The organism is Klebsiella ornithinolytica (genome assembly GCF_030505655.1).
Taxonomy (GTDB): domain Bacteria; phylum Pseudomonadota; class Gammaproteobacteria; order Enterobacterales; family Enterobacteriaceae; genus Klebsiella; species Klebsiella ornithinolytica.
The window spans coordinates 2,212,398-2,234,632 of the sequence record NZ_CP130153.1 but is presented as its reverse complement, the minus strand read 5'-3'; the positions used below and the strand labels follow the sequence as shown (position 1 = coordinate 2,234,632).

General features: G+C 59.4%; 23 protein-coding genes. 8 read left to right on the top strand and 15 right to left on the bottom strand.

Annotation, left to right across the window (positions count from 1 at the left end; genetic code table 11):
• Window positions 1-14: 14 nt before the first annotated feature.
• The 8 genes from Q1L34_RS10435 to Q1L34_RS10400 form a co-directional block, all read right to left on the bottom strand.
• On the bottom strand, window positions 15-746 hold the full coding sequence (locus Q1L34_RS10435; RefSeq protein ID WP_004863137.1) for a purine nucleoside phosphorylase YfiH/LACC1 family protein: 732 nt from the start codon (window positions 744-746) through the stop codon (window positions 15-17).
• Between the two features lie 103 nt (window positions 747-849).
• The gene (gene mhpT / locus Q1L34_RS10430; RefSeq protein WP_097357822.1) at window positions 850-2,046 is read right to left on the bottom strand and encodes a 3-(3-hydroxy-phenyl)propionate transporter MhpT; all 1,197 of its coding nucleotides are present in this window, start codon (window positions 2,044-2,046) and stop codon (window positions 850-852) included.
• Between the two features lie 68 nt (window positions 2,047-2,114).
• Window positions 2,115-3,131 (bottom strand): 4-hydroxy-2-oxovalerate aldolase, encoded by a 1,017-nt coding sequence (gene mhpE, locus Q1L34_RS10425; protein WP_015584126.1) that lies wholly within the window; start codon window positions 3,129-3,131, stop codon window positions 2,115-2,117.
• Window positions 3,128-4,078 (bottom strand): acetaldehyde dehydrogenase, encoded by a 951-nt coding sequence (gene mhpF / locus Q1L34_RS10420; RefSeq protein ID WP_004863147.1) that lies wholly within the window; start codon window positions 4,076-4,078, stop codon window positions 3,128-3,130. Before mhpF ends, mhpE begins: the two co-directional genes overlap by 4 nt.
• Window positions 4,071-4,877 (bottom strand): 2-keto-4-pentenoate hydratase, encoded by an 807-nt coding sequence (gene mhpD, locus Q1L34_RS10415; RefSeq protein ID WP_004863149.1) that lies wholly within the window; start codon window positions 4,875-4,877, stop codon window positions 4,071-4,073. The genes mhpF and mhpD overlap by 8 nt, the downstream gene beginning before the upstream one ends.
• A gap of 9 nt (window positions 4,878-4,886) precedes the next feature.
• Complete coding sequence (mhpC, locus tag Q1L34_RS10410) at window positions 4,887-5,753, bottom strand: 2-hydroxy-6-oxonona-2,4-dienedioate hydrolase (RefSeq protein WP_015584125.1); 867 nt, start codon at window positions 5,751-5,753, stop codon at window positions 4,887-4,889.
• Between the two features lie 17 nt (window positions 5,754-5,770).
• Window positions 5,771-6,715 (bottom strand): 2,3-dihydroxyphenylpropionate/2,3-dihydroxicinnamic acid 1,2-dioxygenase, encoded by a 945-nt coding sequence (mhpB, locus tag Q1L34_RS10405; RefSeq protein ID WP_004863155.1) that lies wholly within the window; start codon window positions 6,713-6,715, stop codon window positions 5,771-5,773.
• A gap of 1 nt (window position 6,716) precedes the next feature.
• Complete coding sequence (locus Q1L34_RS10400; protein ID WP_004863158.1) at window positions 6,717-8,381, bottom strand: bifunctional 3-(3-hydroxy-phenyl)propionate/3-hydroxycinnamic acid hydroxylase; 1,665 nt, start codon at window positions 8,379-8,381, stop codon at window positions 6,717-6,719.
• A gap of 187 nt (window positions 8,382-8,568) precedes the next feature.
• Between Q1L34_RS10400 and Q1L34_RS10395 the strand changes: the two genes are divergently transcribed.
• The 4 genes from Q1L34_RS10395 to Q1L34_RS10380 all read left to right on the top strand — a co-directional run bounded on the left by Q1L34_RS10395 (window position 8,569) and on the right by Q1L34_RS10380 (window position 12,278).
• Window positions 8,569-9,375, top strand: a complete 807-nt coding sequence (locus Q1L34_RS10395; RefSeq protein WP_004863162.1) for a DNA-binding transcriptional regulator — start codon at window positions 8,569-8,571, stop codon at window positions 9,373-9,375.
• 98 nt (window positions 9,376-9,473) lie between these two features.
• Window positions 9,474-10,535: an ABC transporter substrate-binding protein gene (locus Q1L34_RS10390; RefSeq protein WP_004863165.1), complete on the top strand. Its 1,062-nt coding sequence runs from the start codon at window positions 9,474-9,476 to the stop codon at window positions 10,533-10,535.
• A complete protein-coding gene (locus tag Q1L34_RS10385; protein ID WP_327204491.1) occupies window positions 10,525-11,529 on the top strand; it encodes a FecCD family ABC transporter permease in 1,005 nt (334 codons plus the stop codon). The genes Q1L34_RS10390 and Q1L34_RS10385 overlap by 11 nt, the downstream gene beginning before the upstream one ends.
• Window positions 11,529-12,278 (top strand): ABC transporter ATP-binding protein, encoded by a 750-nt coding sequence (locus tag Q1L34_RS10380; RefSeq protein ID WP_004863172.1) that lies wholly within the window; start codon window positions 11,529-11,531, stop codon window positions 12,276-12,278. Before Q1L34_RS10385 ends, Q1L34_RS10380 begins: the two co-directional genes overlap by 1 nt.
• Here the strand turns inward: Q1L34_RS10380 and Q1L34_RS10375 are convergent.
• From Q1L34_RS10375 to Q1L34_RS10360, 4 genes are all read right to left on the bottom strand, one after another.
• Window positions 12,262-13,002 (bottom strand): substrate-binding domain-containing protein, encoded by a 741-nt coding sequence (locus tag Q1L34_RS10375; RefSeq protein ID WP_015584119.1) that lies wholly within the window; start codon window positions 13,000-13,002, stop codon window positions 12,262-12,264. The two genes, Q1L34_RS10380 and Q1L34_RS10375, sit on opposite strands and share 17 nt — an antisense overlap.
• A 59-nt stretch (window positions 13,003-13,061) precedes the next feature.
• Window positions 13,062-13,898 carry a shikimate dehydrogenase family protein gene (locus Q1L34_RS10370; protein ID WP_004863178.1) on the bottom strand — a complete coding sequence of 279 codons (837 nt, stop codon included), beginning with the start codon at window positions 13,896-13,898 and terminating at the stop codon, window positions 13,062-13,064.
• 11 nt (window positions 13,899-13,909) lie between these two features.
• Window positions 13,910-15,232, bottom strand: a complete 1,323-nt coding sequence (locus Q1L34_RS10365) for an MFS transporter (RefSeq protein ID WP_015584118.1) — start codon at window positions 15,230-15,232, stop codon at window positions 13,910-13,912.
• 82 nt (window positions 15,233-15,314) lie between these two features.
• Window positions 15,315-17,168 (bottom strand): bifunctional sugar phosphate isomerase/epimerase/4-hydroxyphenylpyruvate dioxygenase family protein, encoded by a 1,854-nt coding sequence (locus Q1L34_RS10360; protein ID WP_032717733.1) that lies wholly within the window; start codon window positions 17,166-17,168, stop codon window positions 15,315-15,317.
• Window positions 17,169-17,293: 125 nt separating this feature from the next.
• On the opposite strand from Q1L34_RS10360, the gene Q1L34_RS10355 reads away from it, so the two are divergent.
• On the top strand, window positions 17,294-17,932 hold the full coding sequence (locus tag Q1L34_RS10355; protein WP_004863188.1) for a TetR/AcrR family transcriptional regulator: 639 nt from the start codon (window positions 17,294-17,296) through the stop codon (window positions 17,930-17,932).
• 27 nt (window positions 17,933-17,959) lie between these two features.
• Here the strand turns inward: Q1L34_RS10355 and fumD are convergent, their stop codons facing one another.
• On the bottom strand, window positions 17,960-18,175 hold the full coding sequence (fumD, locus tag Q1L34_RS10350; RefSeq protein WP_015584115.1) for a fumarate hydratase FumD: 216 nt from the start codon (window positions 18,173-18,175) through the stop codon (window positions 17,960-17,962).
• Between the two features lie 222 nt (window positions 18,176-18,397).
• Here fumD and ynhH point away from each other — a divergent pair, with 222 nt between their 5' ends.
• The 3 genes from ynhH to lpp all read left to right on the top strand — a co-directional run bounded on the left by ynhH (window position 18,398) and on the right by lpp (window position 20,638).
• Window positions 18,398-18,673, top strand: a complete 276-nt coding sequence (ynhH, locus tag Q1L34_RS28475) for a protein YnhH (protein ID WP_418338559.1) — start codon at window positions 18,398-18,400, stop codon at window positions 18,671-18,673.
• Window positions 18,674-18,680: 7 nt separating this feature from the next.
• Window positions 18,681-20,093 (top strand): pyruvate kinase PykF, encoded by a 1,413-nt coding sequence (gene pykF / locus Q1L34_RS10345; protein ID WP_327204490.1) that lies wholly within the window; start codon window positions 18,681-18,683, stop codon window positions 20,091-20,093.
• Between the two features lie 308 nt (window positions 20,094-20,401).
• A complete protein-coding gene (gene lpp, locus Q1L34_RS10340; protein WP_001082307.1) occupies window positions 20,402-20,638 on the top strand; it encodes a murein lipoprotein Lpp in 237 nt (78 codons plus the stop codon).
• Window positions 20,639-20,710: 72 nt separating this feature from the next.
• On the opposite strand, the gene ldtE is transcribed toward lpp, so the two are convergent.
• Both ldtE and sufE read right to left on the bottom strand, forming a co-directional pair.
• On the bottom strand, window positions 20,711-21,709 hold the full coding sequence (gene ldtE, locus Q1L34_RS10335) for a L,D-transpeptidase LdtE (protein ID WP_048024815.1): 999 nt from the start codon (window positions 21,707-21,709) through the stop codon (window positions 20,711-20,713).
• Window positions 21,710-21,807: 98 nt separating this feature from the next.
• Complete coding sequence (gene sufE, locus Q1L34_RS10330; RefSeq protein ID WP_004863272.1) at window positions 21,808-22,224, bottom strand: cysteine desulfuration protein SufE; 417 nt, start codon at window positions 22,222-22,224, stop codon at window positions 21,808-21,810.
• Window positions 22,225-22,235 lie beyond the last annotated feature (11 nt).

Sequence of the window (22,235 nt, the reverse complement as noted above, 5' to 3'; positions counted from 1 at the left end):
GATGCCGGGTGATATCAGGCCTCGCGCATAATCCACGAGTACTGGAACGTTTTCTCTGCCGGGAAGTGCGTACGCCGCCGGAACGACCCCAGCGACTGCGGCGTACAGTAGGTACAGCTGCCCAGCCATTCAATATGACTTTCCGGCACCCCGGCGCGGCGTAACAGCAGCTGGCCAAAAGCCCGCAGATCGAACCACATTGTGTCGTCGCCCGTCGCCCGCGCTTTTTCCGCCGCAGGCTCAGGGCCACGGCGGTGCAGAAACAGCCGATCGCGGTGCTGTTTGACCAGCCCGGCCACCGGCGTCGCCAACAGCGCCTGATAAAATGCCGCCGACACTTCATAGCAGCAGACCTGAATATGCGGCCCGATCGCTACCACGACCTCGTCCGGCGGTATGCCATGTCGGGCAAAGAGATCGAGGCTATTAGCAATAATGCCGGTCGCCGCACCGCGCCAGCCCGCATGTACGCTGCAGACAAAGCGCCCGTCGCGGGAAGCCATCAGCATCGGCAGACAATCGGCAGTCACCACTCCCACCTTTTGCCCACTTGATGCGGTAAAAACCGCGTCGGCATGCGGGCGGTCGGTAAGCGGCGCCGGCTGCTGAAAATGATGAACCACATTGCCGTGCACCAGCTTCACCGGGGCCATTTCGCTGTAAGGAAAGGCGGCCGTTTCGTGGACATCGAGAAAGGCGTAGCGAATGCCGGGAATATCGCTAAGTAACCGGGATTGAAAAGACATGGCGGCAGAGATGATCAATGGGTGATGATTTACCGTATGCCAAAGTCTGCCGTTGCGCAAGGTGGCGCGGTGCCGGGTCCTGAAACATAACCCGGCACCGTCATCAGGCTATTGATTGCCGTCTCTGGCGATTCATCAGCCAGAATACCGCCACGCCAGCCAGCAGAATCCCCGGCGCGGCGGCGGCCATTACCCCAACGGTACCGGCGCCCAGCGCCAGCATTTTTCCCGCCAGCAGCGGACCGCTCATCGCCCCCAGCCGCCCGACGGCCACCGCCGTCCCCACCCCGGTGGCGCGAATTTCCGTGCGGTAGAACAGCGGCGCCAGCGCGTACAGTACGCTTTGCCCGCCGGTGGCAAACAGCCCGGCCACAAAACCCGAGAGCAGCATCGCCGGAAAGGAGGAGGCGCAGCCCAGCGCCAGCAGCGACGCCAGCATACCGCAATAGATCAGCAGCGACATCAGCAGCGGACTCAGTTTATCCAGCAATACCCCCAGCAGCAGCGTGCCGCAGGCGGCTCCCAGCTGCAAAACAAACATGACGCCAGCCGCCTGACCGGCGCGAAATCCCTGACCTATCAGCAGCATGGGCAGCCAGTTGATCAGCATGTAGACCACCAGCAGCGTAAAGAAATAGCACAGCCACAGCAGCAGCGTGGCGCTGGCGTTTTCCGGCGCCAGCAGCGTCCGTAGCGGCGCACTCTGCATACCGGCGCGAAAGACGGCGGACTCAGGCAGCCAGCGCAGCAGCATCGGCACCAGCAGCAGCGGCACAACGCCGCCGACCCAAAACACCGTCTGCCAGGCGGAGGTTTCCCCCCAGAATCCCAGCACCGCTGCCAGCGCGGCGCCCACCGGCACCCCGCAGTACATCAGGCTGACGGCGGTACCGCGAAATCGCGGACCGGCCGCTTCGGAGGTCAATGCAATAAGATTCGGCAGCGCCGCCCCCAGCCCCACACCGGTCATCAGGCGTGCCAACAGCAGCATCGGAAAGCTCCCTGCCAGCGCGGTAGCGATGGAAAACAGGCCGAACAGCGTGACCGCAGCGATCAGCAGCCGTTTGCGGCCGTGGCGGTCAGCCAGGATTCCCCCCACCAGCGCGCCGGGAAGTAACCCGAGAATACCGGCGCTGAAGATCCAGCCCATTTGCATATTATCGAGCGCGAAGGCGTGAGCCATCCCGGCGGCGGCGATCCCGGCCGCCTGAAGATCCAGCCCTTCCATCAGGGCAACCATAAAACAGAGCCCGATGGTTAACATCAGGCGTGAAGCCGATCCAGAGGTTGTCGTGGTCATAGGGTACCTGTGCGATAGCGAAAACGGTGCAGGTGAAGGACGGCTGATTCGTTGCCAGCCGCCGGTTTTTATTTCGCGCGGTTGAGCAGGTCCAGCGCCACATCGACGATCATATCTTCCTGGCCGCCCACCATCCGTCGCTTGCCCAGCTCGACGAGAATATCGACCGCGCTCAGACCGTAGCGCGCGGCCGCCACTTCGCTGTGGCGCAGAAAGCTGGAGTAAACTCCGGCATAGCCCAGCGCCAGGGTTTCGCGATCGACGCGTACCGGACGATCCTGTAGCGGCCGCACCCGTTCATCGGCCGCGTTCATCAGCGCATACAGATCGGTGCCGTGGTTCCAGCCAAGCTTGTCCGCCGCAGCAATAAAGACCTCCAGCGGCGCATTCCCCGCCCCGGCCCCCATGCCGGCAAGGCTGGCATCGATGCGGTCGCAGCCCTCTTCCACCGCGGCGATGGAGTTGGCGACGCCGAGGCTCAGGTTATGGTGCGCATGCATCCCGGTGGCGGTTTCCGGCTTGAGCACCGCCCTAAGGGCGCGGAAACGATCGCGAATATCGTGCATATTCATCGCCCCGCCGGAATCGACCACGTAAATGCAGGTCGCGCCGTAGGATTCCATCTTAAGCGCCTGCTGGGCCAGCTGTTCCGGGCTGATCATATGGCTCATCATCAGGAAGCCAACGGTGTCCATCCCCAGCTCGCGGGCAAAGGCGATATGCTGGGCGGAAACATCCGCTTCCGTGCAATGGGTTGCCACACGCACCACCCGCGCCCCGGCCTGATAGGCATTTTTCAGGTCGTGCAGAGTTCCGATACCAGGGAGCAGTAAAGTGGCGATTTTCGCCCGGCTGACCGACTCCGCCGCCGCTTCAATCCACTGCAGATCGCTGTAGGCGCCGAAGCCGTAATTGAAGCTCGAACCTTGCAGGCCGTCGCCGTGGGCCACCTCAATAGAATCCACTCCTGCGCTATCCAGCGCCTGGGCAATCTGGCGCACATTGTCGAGCGAGTATTGATGGCGAATCGCGTGCATCCCGTCGCGCAGGGTCACGTCTGAGATATAGATTTTTTTGCCGTTCATGCTGCTTCTCCCGCCGCGTCATTCATTGACTGGGCCATTTTTTCCGCCGTCGCCAGCGCAGCCGAGGTCATAATATCGAGGTTACCCGCGTAGGCAGGCAGATAGTGCGCCGCCCCTTCAACCTCGAGGTAAACCGCCGTTTTCAGACCGGAGAAGCGGCCAATGCCCGGCAGGTTGACCGGCTTATCTTCGGGAATCACCTCAAACTGCACCTGCTGTTTCAGGCGATATCCCGGGACATAGGCCTGCACCGCGGCCGCCATCTCCGCAATCGACGCGGCAATTTCCTGCTGCGACGCCGCTTCGCTCAGGAGATATACAGTATCGCGCATCATCAGCGGCGGCTCCGCCGGGTTCAGTACGATAATCGCTTTACCTTTTGCCGCGCCGCCGACTTTCTCTATAGCCTGCGAGGTGGTTTCAGTGAATTCGTCGATGTTAGCGCGTGTTCCCGGACCGGCAGATTTACTGGCAATCGAGGCGACGATTTCCGCATAGTGCACTTTGGCCACCCGCGATACCGCCGCCACCATCGGGATGGTCGCCTGGCCGCCGCAGGTCACCATATTGACATTACCCTCGGCAAGATTGGCCTCAAGATTGACCACCGGCACGCAGTACGGGCCGATGGCCGCCGGCGTCAGGTCGATCATGCGGATCTCCGGTTTGGCTTCCCGCAGCGCGGCGTCGTTTTTCACGTGCGCCCCGGCGCTGGTGGCGTCAAATACAATATCGATATCGGCAAACTCCGCCATCTGCATCAGGCCGCCGACGCCCTCATGAGTGGTGGCGACGCCCATGCGCCGGGCGCGGGCCAGACCGTCGGATTCAGGGTCGATACCGACCATCACCGCCATCTCCAGGTGTTGGCCATGGCGCAGAATTTTGATCATTAAATCGGTGCCGATATTACCGGAGCCGATAATGGCGACTTTGCGTTTACTCATCACTGCTTCCCTCTTCGGCGGCAAACGTTGCCGCTACTGAACCTAAACCATCAATGTGGGCGGCAAAGCGATCGCCGGCGTTAATCGCCACCATCGGGCCTAACGCCCCGGTCAGCACAATATCGCCCGCCCGCAGCGGCTCGCCGAGGCTGGCCATTTTGCGCGCCAGCCACACCGCCGCATTGAGCGGATGGCCAAGACATTCGCTGCCGTGCCCGCTGGACACCTCTTCCTCGTTACGGGTCATACGCATAGCGCAATTTTTCAGATCCAGTCCGGCCGGACGCCGCGCCGGACTGCCCAGGACATAAACGCCGCAGGAGGCGTTATCGGCGACCGTATCGACAAAACCAATCGACCAGTCGCGGATACGGCTGCCGACCACTTCCAGCGCGGGCAACACCCAGTCGATAGCGGCGTACAGCTCATCAAAGGTGGTATCGGCATGCGGCAGGTCGTGTTTAAGCACCAGGGCGATTTCGGCTTCCACTTTCGGCTGCAGCACCCGGGAGAACGGCACAGCGGCGTTATCGCCGTAGCACATGTCGGCAAACAGGGTGCCGAAGTCCGGCTGGTCAACGCCCAGCTGCTGCTGCACTTTAGGATGGGTCAGCCCCACCTTGCGCCCCACCACCCGCCGTCCGTTCGCCACGTGGTGCTGGACGTTAATCCGCTGGATGGCGTAGGCTGCCTCCGCATTATCGGTGCCGAGGAGATCGCGCAGCGGTTCAATGGCCCGCCCCTGGACTTCGGCATCGCGCAGTCGTTGCGCCAGCTGTTCGAGAGATAGCGTTGTCATCACGGCTCCTTATTTGCGCGCCAGAAAATCCAGCACCAGCTGGTTGAAATTGTCGGCATGTTCCCACTGCGCCCAATGGCCGCAGTCACGATAGATATGCAGTTCAGAACCGTTAATTCCGGCCAGCAGGCGCAGGCCGGCGTCCAGCGGGACAAAGCGGTCGTTGCGCCCCCAGACGATCAGGGTTTGGGCGCGGATTTCGCCGAGACGCGGGCTAAAATCCGGGAACTGCTTCGGGTTGGCTTCCAGACTTTTGACGAAATTATCCAGATGTTCCCGGCGCGACAGCATATTGTTGAGACGCGCGTCGAACAGGGCGTCGGTCAGATCGCGAGTATCGAAAACAAAGATGTTCATCATCTTTTTCAGGTTTTCGATGGTCGGTTCGCGATACAGGCCGTTCAGTAGCTTGATGCCTTCCGTCGGCATTGGCGTAAACAGACTCATGCCGCCGGTTCCGCCGCCCATCAGCACCAGCTTGCCCACCCGTTCCGGCCAGCTCAGGGTGAAGGCCACCGCACTGTGACCGCCCATGGAGTTGCCCAGCAGATGCACCTGGCTGATATCCAGCCGATCAATGACGCTTTTCAATACTCGGGCGTTCAGGTCGGAACGCGAGCCGCGATTGACAATCGAGTCGCTCTTCCCCCAGCCGGGGCAGTCCAGCAGAATCACCCGATAGCCCGCCTCAACCAGCGGATCGATATTGCGGCTAAAGTTGGCCCAGCCGGTGGCGCCGGGGCCGGAGCCGTGCAACAGGACCACGGTTTCATCTCCCTGGCCGCAGTCGTTAAAATGAATGCGTAGTGTTTCTCCGCCTTCTTCCACGTTGAGGAAACGGCTGGTGGCGGCTTCGGTTTGCGGTTGGTAGCTCATCATATTCTCCCGTTAATTCAGTTCTGCGCGGTGGCGCTCAGCGAGCCAAATCCGGCTATCCACTCGGGGATGGGTCGGTAATAGCGGCCTTCGCAGCGCCAGCTGCCAAATGCGGATAGCGCGGCAAAGGCGGCCACCCAGGTTTTAATTTCGTGCGTCGATTTGCCGGCCATTGCCGACAGCTCTTCGTTACTGACGGCATCCAGCTCCATCAGCCGTCCCTGCTCCAGCAGGCTCATAAAACGGTTGTCCCAGACGGGGTTGAGCGGATAGAGCGAGTTCTGGTCTTCGATAAACTGTTTCGCCGCGCTGATGACCCGCTGCTGGCGCAGTTCCCGCTCGACCGGCGGCAACTGTTTGCCGCTGCCCAGCAGCCGATCGCGCATATGGGCATCGGCCTTCGCCAGCTCCGGCACCGGAGGCTGATGCGACAGCCCGCCGGAGCCGAGGATTAATACTCGTTTGTTGAGGGTGGTCAGGAAGCGGCCGACGGCTTCGCCCAGCATGCGGGTGCGCTGAAAGCCCGGCAGCGGCGATGCGACACCGTTGATAAACACCGGCAGAACCGGCAGCGTATCCAGCCCGCCGAGCAGGAACTCCAGCGGTTGCGCAAAGCCGTGATCCACCTGCATGCAGTAAGAGACCGCCAGATCGATCCCCTCCTTCATCACCGCGTGGGCGCAGGCTTCCGCCAACGCCGTCGGCACCGGCAGGACGCCGCTGGCGCTGCTGAAATCACCGATAGAAGTCGCGCCGATGCCTAAACAGAACGGCGGCATCACATCGTAGAAAAAACCGTTGTAATGATCGGGGGCAAACAGCACCACCAGCTCCGGGGCGAAGGCGGCAATCCGCGCCCGGGCGTCGGCAATGGTGCCGTTAACCTCGTCCAGCACCGCCTGTGCCGGGTCAACATAGCCCACCAGCGGCGTATGCGAGAGACAATGAAGATACGCGTTCATATCAAGCCACCTGTTCAATCGTTGTTGTGGTCTGCACGGAGGCCAGCTGCATCTTGCTCGCCAGCGCGTCAAGCTTTTGACCCAGGGTTTGCGGGATTGCCACAGCGGCGACGAAGCGGTCCGGACGCACTACGGCAATCGCGGTATCGTGCTGCGCAAACCAGCTTTTCAGACGGTTTTGCGTATCGCCGACGCGGATAACGCCCGCAAAATTGTCCTGCTGGCGATGAATCTGTACCTCCGGCACGACCTGGATAAATCGCACGCCGACGGCGCGCCACTGGGCTATCTGCCCGGCATTCAGCCCCCATTGTGGGTTGCAGCCCCAGGCGAGAATGGCGACATTCGCGCCAATGACCTCATCAAGCAGCGTGACCGTACCGCTCTCCAGGGTGACTTTGGGCTGAATAAACATTTTCCCCACCGGCGAGTTTTTGCTTTCCCCCTCCAGCAGCAGGGCGCCGGCACGGTATTGCGGCATCGGCTTGAAACGCATCTCGAGGAAGTAGCGTTTGACCGGCGGCAGATAGTTGAGCAGCCACGAAATTCCGTCGCGCACCGCGCCATGCCAGCGTTTCGCCGGCGCCAGCACATTGCCGGCGGTGACCGAGAGATCGATCATCGCTTTAGCATGATCGCGCCGTTCCTGCTGGTAGCTGTCCAGCAGCGCCTCACCGGCTTTGCCGTTCACCACCAGCGCCAGTTTCCAGGCGAGGTTAAATGCATCGCGCATGCCGCTGTTGTACCCCTGCCCCTGCCAGACCGGCATGATGTGGGCGGCATCGCCCGCCAGCAGCACGCGATCGACGCGAAAGCGTTCGGCGATACGCGCGTTATGGGTATAGACGCGCTGGCGAATCAGCTCGACGTTGTCCGGATCCGGCAGCACCTTGCTCAATAGCTGGCGCATCTTGTGCGGCTCGCTGAGCTGGGCTTCGGTTTCGCCGGGCATCACCATAAATTCAAAACGCCTTACGCCGTGCGGCAACGCGGCGGAGACGTACGGACGCACCGGGTCGCAGCACAGATAGACGTGCGGCGTCGCCAGCGGATCATTAGCGATATCGATAACAATCCATTGATTCGGCGCGGTTTTACCTTCGAAGGGAATATTCAGCGTACGGCGAATAAAGCTGGCTCCGCCGTCGCAGGCGACCAGCCAGTCGGCCTGTAACGTTTCGCGTTCGCCCGCCGGTCCCTTCAGATGCAAGGTCACCGCATCCGAAGACTGGCTAAAGGCTTCAACTTCGCGAGAAAACAGGCAGCGCACATGGGGAAAACGCTGCAATCCTTCATACATGACGGCATCCACCTGCGGCTGAATAAACGCGTTACGCCGCGGCCAGCCAAACTCATCGGTCATCGGCTGGATATCGGCGAAACAGCGCCCTTTCGGCGTCAGAAAACGCATCGCGTGCCACGGCGTGGTATGCGGGAGAACATGGTCCACCAGCCCGATGCCCTGCATCGCGCGCAGCGATTCATCGTCGATGCCGATAGCCCGCGGGTAATCAATCAGCGCCTCGAGTTTTTCGACAACCAGTACGCTGACGCCCATCTGACCAAGGTAGTTGGCCATCATCAGGCCGACCGGGCCCGCGCCGGCGATCGCGACCTGGGCGGTATGCTGTACAGCGGGTTGAATATCCGGATTCGATGTTGTCATTTCAGAACCTCACGACTCAGACACCGTGCCTGCGTCGCAAACTGACGCCCGGCACTTTGTTAAATAGATGTAAATACATTTTTATAGTGAGGTCAGTATAGGGTCGGCCGGATGCGCTACAATCAAAACATCACCGGATGTGCACCAGGTGCACATCATTGTTTATCTGGATATTAATTGAGGAAATATGCGCGAAAGCAGGCAGGCAGATTACAAAACGGTCCGCGGATTGAGTCGGGGATTATTGTTACTTAATTTGTTAAATAAATTCGATGGCGGGGCCACGGTCGGCACGCTGGCTGAGTTTAGCGGCCTGCATCGCACCACCGTCAGACGACTGCTGGAGACCTTGCAGGAGGAGGGTTACGTTCGCCGCAGTCAATCCGATGACAGCTTTCGTTTAACCCTCAAAATCCGTCAGCTGAGTGAAGGATTTCGTGACGAACATTGGATTTCTGCCCTCGCCACCCCGCTACTGGGGGAGCTGTTGCGCGAAGTGCTGTGGCCGACGGATATCTCCACCCTGGATGTTGACGCCATGGTGGTCCGTGAAACCACGCACCGCTTCAGCCGCCTGTCGTTTCATCGCGCGATGGTCGGCCGTCGGCTCCCGCTGCTGCTGACCGCCTCGGGGCTCACCTGGCTGGCCTTCGCCCCGGATCATGAGCGCCAGGCGATGATCGAGATCCTCGCGGCGCGCCCGGAAGAGGAGTATCAGCTGGCGCGAGAGCCGGAAAAGCTGGCGGCAATACTTGAGCGCACACGACGTCAGGGCTACGGCGAAAACTTTCGCGGCTGGCAGCAGGAGGAGAAAATCGCCTCCATCGCCGTACCGATCCGCAGCCAGCAGCGGGTTATCGGCTGCCTGAACCTGGTTTATATGGCGAAGGCGATGAGTCTTGAGCAAGCGGCGCAGAAATATCTGGCACCGTTGCAAAAAGTCGCCGCGCAGATCGAGTCGCGAATGACCGAAGAAGCGGTTTTTTACGAGTAAACTTGTCCTGAATGGGTAGACCGGCCGGTAAGAATTGCTTCCGCTAACGCTATATATTTTAATATACGACGATTCTTCTCACCTAACCGAGTCCACTCATGTCAAAACGACCCCGTTTGTTACCGGGGCTGACGCTGGTCAGCGCCTGCCTGTTTGCCGGTCATGCTTTTGCCGACCGTACCGTCACCGACCAGCTTGGCCGCGAGGTGACGCTTCCTGACCACATTACCCGCGCCGTCGTTCTCCAGCATCAAACCCTAAACCTGCTGGTGCAGCTTAATGCCAGTGACGAGATTGTTGGCGTGATGAGCAGCTGGAAAAAGCAGCTTGGCCCTGCTTTCGCCCGCTTTATGCCGGGGATTGAACAACTGCCAACGCCGGGAGATTTAACCCAGGTCAATATCGAGAGCCTGCTGGCGCTGCATCCGCAGGTGGTGTTTGTCGCCAACTATGCGCCGCAGGCGATGATTCAACAGATTCAGAACGCCGGGATCCCGGTGGTGGCTATTTCGTTACGCCAGGATGCCGCGGGTGAAAAAAACAAAATGAACCCGTCGATGGCCGATGAAGAGCAGGCCTATAACGAAGGGTTAAAGCAGGGTATTCGCCTGATTGGTGCGGTGGTCGATCGCAAAGATCAGGCGGAAACGCTCATTCGCACCGCCTTCGCCGCGCGCAAAGAGGCCAACGCGCCGGTCGCCGATATCCCCGACAATCAGCGGGTGCGCGTCTATATGGCCAATCCAGACCTCAATACCTACGGCTCCGGCAAATACACCGGCCTGATGATGAAACATGCCGGCGCGCTGAACGTCGCGGCGGCCACGGTCAAGGGCGCGCGTCAGGTTTCACTGGAGCAGGTTTTACAGTGGAATCCGCAGGTGATCTTTGTCCAGGACCGCTATCCGCAGGTGGTCAAACAGATCGAATCCGACCCGCAGTGGCAAGGGATTGACGCGGTAAAAAATCACCGCGTCTGGCTGATGCCAGAGTATGCCAAAGCCTGGGGTTACCCGATGCCGGAAGCGCTGGCCCTCGGCGAGCTGTGGATGGCCAAAAAGCTTTATCCTTCCCGCTATAACGGCGTGGATGTTGATAGCAAAGCGCAGGAGTACTACCAGCGGTTTTATCGCGTGAAGTGGACGCCGGATGCTCAGTAATCGTCACCCGGCGCTGTTACAAGGCGGGCTGGCGCTGGCAACCTTGCTGATTGCTGTCGCCTCGCTGTGCGCCGGCCAGTATCACCTGAGCCTCAGCGACGTATTCAGCCAGCTGGGACATCTGTCGCCCGCAGACGGCGTGGCCGGGCAAATTGTCTGGTCGGTGCGCCTGCCGCGCGTCATCATGGCGCTGCTGGCCGGCGGCGCGCTCGGACTGTGCGGCGCCACGCTGCAGGGCGTGTTCCAGAACCCGCTGGTGGACCCCCATATCATTGGCGTCACCTCCGGTTCCGCGTTTGGCGGCACGCTGGCCATCCTGCTGGGGCTGGACACCGTACTGATGATGACCTCCACCTTCGGTTTCGGCCTGCTGGCCTTAATGCTGGTGTACCTGATTGCCACGCTGCAAGGGCGGGAAAACACGCTGGTGCTGATTCTTTCCGGGATTATTCTCAGCGGCTTTTTCGCCGCTCTCGTCAGCCTGATGCAATATCTGGCCGATACCGAAGAGACGCTGCCGAATATCGTCTTCTGGCTGCTGGGCAGCTTCGCCACCGCCAGCTGGCACAAAGTGGCGATCATGGCGCTGCCGATTCTCGTCAGCACCACGCTCCTGATCGCGCTGCGCTGGCGAATCAACCTGCTGGCGCTGGAGGAGAGAGACGCGCGCGGTCTCGGCGTCTCGGTCACCGCGCTGCGCCGCGGCGTGCTGCTATGCTGCGCGGTGCTGGTGGCCGCACAGGTGGCGGTCAGCGGCAGCATCGCCTGGGTGGGACTGGTGATCCCGCATCTGGCACGGCTGCTGGTCGGCGCCGACCACCGCCGTCTGCTGCCCACCGCCTTCTGGCTCGGCGGCGGATTAATGATCGTGGTCGACGATCTGGCCCGCTCGCTGACCCAGGCAGAGATACCCGTCGGGATCATTACCGCGTTGCTCGGCGCCCCGCTGTTTACCTGGCTACTGATCCACTCACGTCGTCGGGGGATGGTCTGATGAACATGTCGCTTCGGCTGGCGGAACTGCGCTACGGCCACCGTCAGCCGCTCTTCCGGCCGCTCAGCCTGCAGTGCCTGCCCGGTGAAATCTGGGCGGTGCTCGGTGCCAACGGGCGCGGGAAAAGCACCCTGCTCGACACCCTCACCGGCGTGCTGCCGCCGCTTGGCGGGAGTTTCCACAGTGAAGGCGGGATAGCGATTGTGCCGCAATCGTTCCGCCCGGCGTTCAACTGGCAAGTGCGGGAGGTGGTGTTGATGGGCCGCGCCCGGCAAGTCAGTCTGTTTGCCCAACCGGCCGTTGACGATGAACGCCGGGTTGAGGAGGCGTTACGCCAGCTGAGCATCGCCGACCTCGCGGGCCGCGCGTTTCGTTCGCTCTCCGGCGGCCAGCAGCAGCTGGTGCTGATTGCCCGCGCGCTGGTGGGTGCCAGCCAGAATATCCTTCTGGATGAGCCCTGCTCGGCGCTGGACCTGTCCAACCAGCAGGTGGTGCTGCAGCTCATCAGCGACCTGGCCCATCGCCAGTCGCGCACCGTGATCTTCACCACCCACGACCCCACCCATGCCCTGCAGGTCGCCAGCCATACGCTGCTGCTACTGCCGGACGGCGAGTGGCTGGCGGGACGCTCCGGGGAAGTGCTTAGCGAGCCGCATCTGCAGCGCGCCTACGGCCTGGCGGTGCGTAAAATTGATTACCCCGGCTCAGACTCACCGCTGCTGGCGCCGCAGTTTACGATTCGGCGTTAGCCGGTAAAAAACCCGCGGCCTGCAGATACTGCTGCCCTTCTGCGCCGAGGATAAAGCGGCACAGACGCTGCGCCCCGGCGCTCTCGTCGAGCGTCGTCAGCTGATAATCAGCCTGGATATTCCACGGCGCCGGAATCGTTACCGTCCGCAGATCGTCGGCCATCGTCATCTGGCTGGCGTAATGGGCATAGCCAATAAACAGGTCGGTTAACCCTTCGCGGATAAGCCAGGCTCCCGCCGTCTCGCCCGGCGGGACGCTGAGCGACTGCCGTCCCCCGACCAGCTGCTGCGCGCGGGCCATCATGGCGCTGCCGCAGCCAGGGAAGCGGGCTTCAATGCGCTCAAACAGCTGCCAGGTATAGTCGCCGGACGGGTCGCAGCCCGGCGTCGATGTCGCCAGACGCAGCTGCGGGTTAGTGAGGAGCGCCAGCCAGTCGGCGCGGTCATCGCAGGCGGCGCGACGGGCGGTCAGCATCAGCTGGTTGCGGGCGAACGAATAACATTCTCCCGCCCGCCCGGCCTGGCGCAGCGCCTGGGGATGCTGACGGTTGGCAGAGGCGAATACCGAACACGCCGCCCCGCCTTCAATACGCTCGCGCAGTAAACCTGCAGGACCAAAATGGGCCTCGACCCGAATACCGCTTTGCTGATGGAAACCTGCCAGCAGCGGGATAAAAGCCCCTTTCAGGCTCCCCGCCGCCAGCAGAACGACTGCGTTGGTCATCATGATGGCTCGCTAAATGCCCGGAAACAGAACGATATATTAACCGGGCCGCCAGCGATTCAGTAGCGAATTTCCGCCAGTTCGCGCAGCTGTTCCGGGGTCGCTACCGGCAGGTTGAAGAAACGCAGATAGGCCGGGATCATTTCAAACAACATGTCGGTACCGCGCTGAACCGGACAGTCGCGCGCCTGGGCGGCCTGCAGCAGCGGCGTAAAGGCCTGGGTCATCACCACTTCCCCTACCCAGGTACCGGGCGTCAACCGCTGAGGATCGAGCGGCAGCGGGTCCCCCGCCTTCATCCCCAGCGGCGTGGCGTTCACCACCAGATCGTGCCCCTGCGGGTCACGCTGCATCAGGCTGATATCCAGCAGCGGATAGTGTTGCAGCAGACGGAGCGCCAGCGCATGCGCAGCATCGGCGTGGCTATCGTAGAGCGTCAGGGCGCGTACCCCCGCCGCTGCCAGCGAAGCCGCGATCGCCGACCCCACGCCGCCGCAGCCGACCACCAGCGCCCGAGCCCCCTCAGGCTGAAAGCCTTTACGCCGGATACCGAGCACGAAACCATCGCCATCGAACATATCGCCGCTCAGAGTGCCGTCGGCCTCGCGGCGAATGGCGTTGCAGGCGCCGGCAATGGTCGCCGTGGGGCTGAGGCGATGCACCAGCCCGCAGGTGGCAATCTTGTGCGGCATCGTGACCAGCGCACCGATAATATTGGTCAGCGTAAACAGCGCCGGAACCACCGTCGCCAGCGCCTCCGGCTTCACGCCCGTGGGCACCACTTTGACATCCACCTGCTGTCGGTCGAACCACGGGTTGTAGATCATCGGCGCCTTAAAACCACCGGTCGGATAACCCAGATGCGCGATCAGCTGCGTATTACCACTAATTATCATCCCCTGCTCCTTTACTGCGATAGCTCGATGCGTTTGACATCGCCCAGAATAAACAGATACGCCACGACGCCGAGCAGCGCCGCGCCGCCGATATAGATCAGCGCATAGAAGAAGTCGCCGAAGGCCGCGACGATAAAGCCAATCACCAGCGGCGTGAGGATCCCCGCGAAATTAGCGCAGAAGTTAAACAGGCCGCCGGTCAGGCCACCCAGCCCTTTCGGCGCGATATCGGAGATCAACGTCCAGCCCAGACCGACCATTCCCTGACCAAAGAAGGCGAATGACATCACCAGAATCACCGCCAGATCGCTGCTCAGCCAGTTGGCGGAAATAATGCTGCTGGCCATCAGCAGACCGGCAACGATCGGCAGCTTACGCGCGAGGTTGGCCGAGCCGGTGGCCTTCAGCAGTTTGTCGGAGATCCAGCCGCCGAACATCACGCCGCCGGCGGCGGCAAGGAACGGCAGAATGGCAAAGATCCCCACCTTCAACCACGGCATATGGCGCGCGGTGGCCAGATAGGTCGGGAACCAGGTGAGGAAAAACACCAGTACCGTATTCCCGGCAAACTGACCGATGCTGGCGCCGAGAATCTGCCGTTTCCCCAGCAGCTGACGCACCAGCGGCCAGCTGAAAGCCGTCTGCTGGTCGCTCGCCGTCACCAGACCGCCGCCGTTGACAATATGATCTCGCTCCTGCTGGCTGAGGCGTTTGTCTTCATGCGGTTCGCGGTAGCAGCGCCACCACACCAGCGCAAACAGCACCCCGACCGCGCCGACGCTGATAAACAGCGCTCGCCAGCCGAAACTGCCCATGATCCAGAACAGCAGCGGTGAGAAGCAGGCCAGCCCGAGGTACTCCCCGACGGTATAGACCGCCGTTGCCTTGGCCCTCTCCTGCTGCGGGAACCAGGCGCTGACCACCCGACTGTTCACCGGGAAACAGGGCGCCTCGCTGACCCCCAGCCCAAAGCGGCACAGCAACAGGGTTTTCAGCCCTATCGCCATGCCGTGAAACAACGTAAACAGCGACCACAGCGTCAGCGACAGGAAGTAAGTCACTTTATTGCCGAAACGGTCGAGGAACAGGCCGCCGGGAATTTGCGCCAGCGCGTAGGTCCAGGCGAAGGCGGAAAACACGATCCCCATGACCGCCGCATCAATCCCCAGTTCGGAAGTTAAACTGGGGGCCGCGATGCCCAACACCGTCCGATCGAGGTAGTTAATCATCGTGCCGATAGCCAGCAGCGTGAGGATCCCCATTCGCCGCCGGGAGCGCGGCACGGCGGTCGCGGCTTGCGCCGCTGCCGTGTGATTCTGGCTGTACGCGTTCATAGTCGTTTTCCTGTCATAGGGTGCAGATGAATGTTGTTATTGTATTGACGATGTTGTGCTCAACGAACCATTTGATACATCACTAGCTGTATTGCATTGCCGACAGGCGAACGGCGGCATTTGCCGCACCGTACAGGGCATAGCCATCGCGTCTTTCGGTCAATTCGAAGAAAAAGCGCCCTGCCGAGAACGGGCGGGTATAAAGGTGGAGGAACTCCCCGCCGCGCGGATCGCGGTCATAGAGAATGTGCAGACGTTGCAGCGTCGCGACATCCACCGCCTCGCCATAGCGCGCCAGCAGGTCATCATAGTAATTAGCCGGAATCGGCAGCGCCTGACGGGAGACCTGCGGCAGGGCGTCGAGGGTTTCCGGCAGGTGACGGCAGGCAAACGCCGCGTGCTGCAAGCCCGCCCCCTGATAGCAGGCCACCGACCGGGCAATCTGGGTGGCGCGGCTCTGGGAGATATTCAAGGCCAGGCGAATATTGCCCTGCGGGCTGTGAACCGCCAGGCTGCGCACCAGACCATACGGATCCGGCAGCGTCTGTTCATGTTCGAGGGTGAAACCAAAGACGGTGCGGAAAAAGATAATCCAGTTATCGCGACTTTCCGCCTCCATTCCCAGCGCCAGATGATCGATGCCGCGGTAGTCATCGCGCAGCGCCGGCGCGTCATGCAGATGAAAATCGCGGGCGTAGATATCGTCACCGGCTTCGATTAAATAGATCAGGCTGCCGTCGGGGGCGCAAATCGCCGGAATCGGGCTTTCATTTGGCCCGGCATCCCCTTGCCAGGTGGCGTAACCATAGGCTCGGGCGCGCTCAACAATCGCCGCGCTGCGGCTGACGCGCAGCGCCATTGCACACAGCGAGACCCCGTGGCGCTGGTGAAAATGGTCGGCCCAGCTGTGCGGCTGGGAGTTGACAATCGCTCTTGCCCCGCCGTTACGCCACAGCGCCACCTGTTTCGAACGGTGGCTGCCTTCCTGACAGAACCCCAGCTGCGACAGGCGCTGGCCGAGAGCCTGCGCTTCCGCTGGGCTGGCGGCAAATTCGATAAATTCCAGGCCGAGATAGTCCGGCACTGTCGCAGCGTGAAACAGCGACGCATCGCTGTCCTCCAGCCGCCGGCGGGTCTGCTCTTCCAGCCATTGCAGCGAGCGGTAGCCATCTTTCGCCGTTGCGCCGTTCGGCGACGCGCGGAAGCCATCATTGAAAATTTCCAGCGACCACGGGCCGCGGTAGCCGCAGCGGGTCAGATCACAGGCAAAGTCCACCAGCGGCAGCTCACCCTGCCCCGGGAAACAGCGGAAATGGCGACTCCATTCGAGGACATCCATCTTCATCAGCGGCGCATCCGCCAACTGCAGGAAGGTGATTTTGTCCACCGGGACTTCAGGCAACCGCTGCAGGTTGTCGCCGCGGGCCAGAATATGAAAGCTGTCCAGAACGATCCCCAATGCCGGGCTGTTCACGCTTTTCACCCGTTCCCAGGCCTGATACCAGCGGTTGACGTGCGTTCCCCAGGCCAGTGCTTCGTAGCCGATGACGATCTTTTCCTGCTCCGCCAGCGCCGCCAGCGCGGCGAGATCCGCCACCTGCAGCGCAACATCTGCGGAACAGTCCGGCTGCACATTGCTGCACAGGAGCAGTGTGTCGCAGCCCAGCTCATGCATCAGGGCGAATTTGCGCTTCGCCCGCGCCATATTCGCCGCAAACTGGCTGCGGCTGGCACCTTCAAAATCGCGAAAGGGTTGAAAAAGCGTGATTTTTAGCCCTAAATCAGCCGCCAGATTGCGAATATCCGCCGGCGTGCCGGTATAATAAAGCAGATCGTTTTCAAAGATTTCGACGCCTTGATAACCCGCAGCCGCAATAGCATGGAGCTTTTCGGGCAAGGTGCCGGAAATCGAAACGGTAGCAATAGAGCGCAGCATAGGTCCTCGTGTCATCAACAGACGTGAGTCCTGAATATGTATCATTTGGTTCATTTGCGCCATACAAGGTTGCTAATTTGTGATCATTATGTGTATTTTTTGTCTCTCAGAAAAAAGGAGTGGTTATGTCTGTCGTGGCTCATGATGAAGCACAGTCCCTGAAGGAGCGGATTTTCACCGCCGCGATCGTCGTCTTTGCCGAACACGGGCTGTCCGGGGCGCGCATGGAACAAATTGCCACCGAGGCGCAGACAACTAAACGCATGGTGGTTTACTACTTTAAGACGAAGGAGCAGCTGTACCAGGAGGTACTGCAGCATGTCTACGCGCGCATTCGCGAGACTGAACAGCAGCTCGGGCTGGAACAGCTTCCGCCGGTCGAAGCGCTGGTTCAGCTGGTGCGCTGGAGCGTGCGTTATCACGCCACCCATGCGAACTTTATGCGGGTGATTTGTATGGAGAATATGCAGCGCGGGAAGTGGTTACAGTCGTCAGGGCAGCTTAAGCCGCTGAATCGAACCGCCCTGTCGATTCTGGAGGATATTCTGCAGCGCGGGCAGCAGCAGGGAATTTTTCAGGAGGGTCTGCAGGCGCGGGATGTCCATCGCCTGATCAGCAGCTTTAGCTTTTATCAGGTGTCGAACTTTTACACCTTCAACAGTCTCTTCCTCGACGACCCTTTGCCGGCTATCGACGATGAAGAGATGGTCGCCCACCACTGCGATATCGCGGTGAAAGCGGTCGTGCGTTTCGTGATTTCCTGAGCCTGCGCGATCCGCGCGCCGGGAAAGTTAATCGTGTCCGGATAAGGCGTGGATCACCTTCGCCATCGCTTCTTTGGTCAGTTCAGAACGGGCGATTTTCGGGTTAGCCAGCGAGGTCCGTACCACCCCGGCGATCACGATATGTTTTGGCTCCTGGCCGAGATCGCGCATTTCAAGCACCACTTTCCCTACCACCCGGCACATTTCCTGGTACAACTCGTCGTCTTTGGCTTTATTTCCCATTCTTGTCGACTCACAAATTATCATTATCAATCAAATTATTATTGATATGTTTTCGTGATAAATCAAACCAGCGCACTTTTTTTGCGCCAGTGCGCTGTTTCCAGCGGCTAACCGCGAGCAAATCCGCGAAATAGCGGCGTTGATTTTTGTCGGCTGGTGAAAAAATGTGTTGCGGAGAAGATTTAGATTAGTTTGAGTTTTGTTACATTTTTATGGGAAAGAATGAAACGTCGTTTTCATTTTCTTTTTTTGTTCCAGCGTCGTATAATGCCCACCGATTCTTTCTTGAATGGTTTCAGCACATTGGACTGCACAACTAAACGCATAAAATACTGCCTCTTTTCATGGGCTGAACCGCCAGCACACTTTCTTCTGCACGCTCTTTTGTTGTCACCTATTCTTAGAGCGTGGCATAGCAACTTTCGCAATACAGGTTTGACTCCACGGCCGTGCGCCCACGGAGCGAGATTTCCATATCCTTCACAACTTAAAGACTAAAACTTTCATGAAAAAGACCAAAATTGTTTGCACCATCGGTCCGAAAACCGAATCCGAAGAGATGCTGTCCAAAATGCTGGACGCGGGCATGAACGTCATGCGTCTGAACTTCTCTCACGGTGACTATGCTGAACACGGTCAACGCATCAAGAACCTGCGTAACGTGCTGAGCAAAACCGGTAAGACCGCGGCTATCCTGCTGGACACCAAAGGCCCGGAAATTCGCACCATCAAGCTGGAAGGCGGCAATGACGTCTCCCTGAAAGCCGGTCAGACTTTCACCTTCACTACCGATAAATCCGTCGTCGGCAACAAAGAAATCGTCGCCGTGACCTATGAAGGTTTCACTACCGACCTGTCCGTCGGCAACACCGTTCTGGTCGACGATGGTCTGATCGGCATGGAAGTGACTGCCATTGAAGGTAAGAACGTCATCTGTAAAGTGCTGAACAACGGCGACCTGGGCGAAAACAAAGGCGTTAACCTGCCGGGTGTTTCTATTGCCCTGCCGGCGCTGGCGGAGAAAGATAAGCAGGACCTGATCTTCGGTTGCGAGCAAGGCGTTGATTTTGTTGCTGCTTCCTTTATCCGTAAGCGTTCTGACGTCGTCGAAATCCGCGAGCATCTGAAAGCGCACGGCGGCGAAAACATCCAGATCATCTCCAAAATTGAAAACCAGGAAGGCCTGAACAACTTCGACGAGATCCTCGAAGCGTCTGACGGCATCATGGTTGCTCGTGGCGACATGGGCGTTGAAATCCCGGTTGAAGAAGTTATCTTCGCCCAGAAAATGATCATCGAAAAATGTATCCGCGCGCGTAAAGTGGTTATCACCGCCACCCAGATGCTGGATTCCATGATCAAAAACCCGCGTCCGACCCGCGCAGAAGCCGGTGACGTTGCGAACGCCATCCTCGACGGTACCGATGCGGTTATGCTGTCTGGCGAATCCGCCAAAGGGAAATACCCGCTGGAAGCGGTCACCATCATGGCTACCATCTGCGAACGTACCGACCGCGTGATGACCAGCCGTCTGGAATTCAACAACGACAACCGTAAACTGCGCATCACCGAAGCCGTGTGCCGTGGTGCGGTAGAAACGGCAGAAAAACTGGAAGCTCCGCTGATTGTTGTCGCGACCCAGGGCGGTAAATCTGCGCGCGCCGTGCGTAAATACTTCCCGGACGCCACCATTCTGGCGCTGACCACCAACGAAACCACTGCTCGTCAGCTGGTGCTGACCAAAGGCGTGGTGCCGCAGCTGGTTGACCAGCTCTCCTCTACCGATGATTTCTACATCCTGGGTAAAGAACTGGCGCTGCAGAGCGGCCTGGCGCGTAAAGGCGACGTGGTTGTTATGGTCTCTGGTGCGCTGGTCCCGAGCGGAACCACCAATACAGCCTCCGTACACGTGCTGTAATAATTTACAGGTTAATTCGTTTTTTAAAGGCGCCTCTTCGAGGCGCTTTTTTTTATTCAATCACTAGCTACTCTTAATAAAAATGCAAATCGGAATTTACTATTTAATAAGAGATTATCTAAGATGAATCCGATGGAAGCGTGCTGTTTTCACAAAGATTTTTAAACTAATCTGCCAAATTCGATGTTTCTTTGAGCGAACGATCAAAAATAAGCGTATTACCGTAAAAAAATATTCTCATCCCAAAAAAGTTTGTGTAATACTTGTAACGCTACATGGAGATTAACTCAATCTAGAGGGTATTAATAATGAATCGTACTAAACTGGTACTGGGCGCGGTAATCCTGGGTTCTACTCTGCTGGCTGGTTGCTCCAGCAATGCTAAAATCGATCAGCTGTCTTCTGACGTTCAGACTCTGAACGCTAAAGTTGACCAGCTGAGCAACGACGTGAACGCAATGCGTTCTGACGTCCAGGCTGCTAAAGACGACGCAGCACGCGCTAACCAGCGTCTGGACAACCAGGCTACTAAATACCGTAAGTAATAGTACCTGTGTAATAAAAATGGCGCACATTGTGCGCCATTTTTTTTGTCCTCTCTCCCCTTCCGCCTCGCGCTACTGCACTCTTTTCGCTTCGTCCATCGCGCCATTCTGCACAGACATCGTCGATAGCGCTGCGCCGCTCGCCGCCTCATTGCCCGTGGAGACGACCACCGGATAGCCCGCACGTCGGGACAGCGCTTTCTTAAGCTGCGCATCGTCTACGGTCTTATCTCCGGCAAACTGATGGAAGGCCGCTGGCAGCGTGTGCGGGATCGTACGGGTGTCGCCCGCTTCATCCTGCGTCAGAGGCCGATGCACTTCGACATAGCGTTTACCGTCCGGCTCAATCGCAAATTTCACCGGCTGGTTGATAACGCGAACCGGCGTCCCCGTTTTTACCTGACTAAACAGCGCCTGGATGTCCGCGGCGTTCATGCGCATACAGCCCGAGCTGACCCGCAGGCCAACGCTATCCGGCGCGCTGGTGCCGTGGATAAGGTACTCGCCGTTGCCGTACGCCAGACGCAGCGCATAGCGCCCTAACGGGTTGTTCGGCCCGGCCGGCACCACGGGCGGCAGCTTGATGCCCTTCTCCAGCGAACGCGCGCGGATGCCCGCTGTCGGCGTCCAGGTCGGATTGGGGATCTTCTGCCCGACGCGCGTGGTCATCTCCGGCGTCTCCAGCCCCTGCTGACCAATACCCAGCGGATAAACCTGAACCTGGTTCTGTCCCGGCGGGAAGTAGTACAGCCGCAGTTCCGCCAGGTTCACAACGATACCTTCCCGGGGCACATCCGGCAGCAGCATCTGTGAAGGAATTAATACCTGAGTCCCGGGTTTCGGCTCCACCGGTGCGAGGGTGTCGTTAGCTTCGAGAATCAGCATCGCCGCCGTGTCGAAATGGCGGGCAATCGCCTGCAGATTGCGATCCCCTTCCTGTACCGTCCACCATTGATTCTGGCCAATGAGCCGACTGTTCGCCGGGGGAAGTGGGTAATCTACCGCCCAGGCGCCATGTGAGACGCTAAGGGCTGTCAGAAGCGCTACGGTGATAAGAGATGCGCGTTTCATACTGAGATTCCTTCTTTCGCTGATAAAACGCCAGGATCTGCCGTCGGGCCGGCATCATCTCCGGCCTGACGTAACAGAATGAAATCTACCTGTTTATTCTAGCTAAGATTTGCGGCTTTCGCGCGAATTGCGCGAATCATGGCTTCCAGGCCCTGAGATCGCGAAGGGGTAAGATGCTGGGTCAGCGCCATTTTTTCAAACCACGGCCGTACGTCAAAGTCGGTGATATCCTTGGCCGTCATCTGGTCGTAGAGGATAAAGACCACGGCAATCAGCCCTTTGACAATCGCCGCATCGCTATCGCCGCGCAGCGACAGCCCTCCGTTTTCGCCTTGTTCTACCACGATCCACACCTGGCTCTGGCAGCCCTGAATGATGTTTTGCGCGGTATGCTCTTCGGCGCTCAGCGGCGCCAGCCGCTGGCCGAGTTCGATAATATAGAGGTACTTCTCTTCCCAGTTCGCGCAACGACTAAAGTTGCGCAGCAGTTTGTCTTTATCCGGTAATGCCGCCATGATTGCTTCCT

Coding starts and splice junctions, on each gene's coding strand:
- Q1L34_RS10435 (WP_004863137.1), bottom strand. CDS start 746: ATGTCTTTTCAATCCCGGTTACTTAGCGATATTCCCGGCATTCGCTAC.
- mhpT (WP_097357822.1), bottom strand. CDS start 2,046: ATGACCACGACAACCTCTGGATCGGCTTCACGCCTGATGTTAACCATC.
- mhpE (WP_015584126.1), bottom strand. CDS start 3,131: ATGAACGGCAAAAAAATCTATATCTCAGACGTGACCCTGCGCGACGGG.
- mhpF (WP_004863147.1), bottom strand. CDS start 4,078: ATGAGTAAACGCAAAGTCGCCATTATCGGCTCCGGTAATATCGGCACC.
- mhpD (WP_004863149.1), bottom strand. CDS start 4,877: ATGACAACGCTATCTCTCGAACAGCTGGCGCAACGACTGCGCGATGCC.
- mhpC (WP_015584125.1), bottom strand. CDS start 5,753: ATGAGCTACCAACCGCAAACCGAAGCCGCCACCAGCCGTTTCCTCAAC.
- mhpB (WP_004863155.1), bottom strand. CDS start 6,715: ATGAACGCGTATCTTCATTGTCTCTCGCATACGCCGCTGGTGGGCTAT.
- Q1L34_RS10400 (WP_004863158.1), bottom strand. CDS start 8,381: ATGACAACATCGAATCCGGATATTCAACCCGCTGTACAGCATACCGCC.
- Q1L34_RS10395 (WP_004863162.1), top strand. CDS start 8,569: ATGCGCGAAAGCAGGCAGGCAGATTACAAAACGGTCCGCGGATTGAGT.
- Q1L34_RS10390 (WP_004863165.1), top strand. CDS start 9,474: ATGTCAAAACGACCCCGTTTGTTACCGGGGCTGACGCTGGTCAGCGCC.
- Q1L34_RS10385 (WP_327204491.1), top strand. CDS start 10,525: ATGCTCAGTAATCGTCACCCGGCGCTGTTACAAGGCGGGCTGGCGCTG.
- Q1L34_RS10380 (WP_004863172.1), top strand. CDS start 11,529: ATGAACATGTCGCTTCGGCTGGCGGAACTGCGCTACGGCCACCGTCAG.
- Q1L34_RS10375 (WP_015584119.1), bottom strand. CDS start 13,002: ATGACCAACGCAGTCGTTCTGCTGGCGGCGGGGAGCCTGAAAGGGGCT.
- Q1L34_RS10370 (WP_004863178.1), bottom strand. CDS start 13,898: ATGATAATTAGTGGTAATACGCAGCTGATCGCGCATCTGGGTTATCCG.
- Q1L34_RS10365 (WP_015584118.1), bottom strand. CDS start 15,232: ATGAACGCGTACAGCCAGAATCACACGGCAGCGGCGCAAGCCGCGACC.
- Q1L34_RS10360 (WP_032717733.1), bottom strand. CDS start 17,168: ATGCTGCGCTCTATTGCTACCGTTTCGATTTCCGGCACCTTGCCCGAA.
- Q1L34_RS10355 (WP_004863188.1), top strand. CDS start 17,294: ATGTCTGTCGTGGCTCATGATGAAGCACAGTCCCTGAAGGAGCGGATT.
- fumD (WP_015584115.1), bottom strand. CDS start 18,175: ATGGGAAATAAAGCCAAAGACGACGAGTTGTACCAGGAAATGTGCCGG.
- ynhH (WP_418338559.1), top strand. CDS start 18,398: ATGAAACGTCGTTTTCATTTTCTTTTTTTGTTCCAGCGTCGTATAATG.
- pykF (WP_327204490.1), top strand. CDS start 18,681: ATGAAAAAGACCAAAATTGTTTGCACCATCGGTCCGAAAACCGAATCC.
- lpp (WP_001082307.1), top strand. CDS start 20,402: ATGAATCGTACTAAACTGGTACTGGGCGCGGTAATCCTGGGTTCTACT.
- ldtE (WP_048024815.1), bottom strand. CDS start 21,709: ATGAAACGCGCATCTCTTATCACCGTAGCGCTTCTGACAGCCCTTAGC.
- sufE (WP_004863272.1), bottom strand. CDS start 22,224: ATGGCGGCATTACCGGATAAAGACAAACTGCTGCGCAACTTTAGTCGT.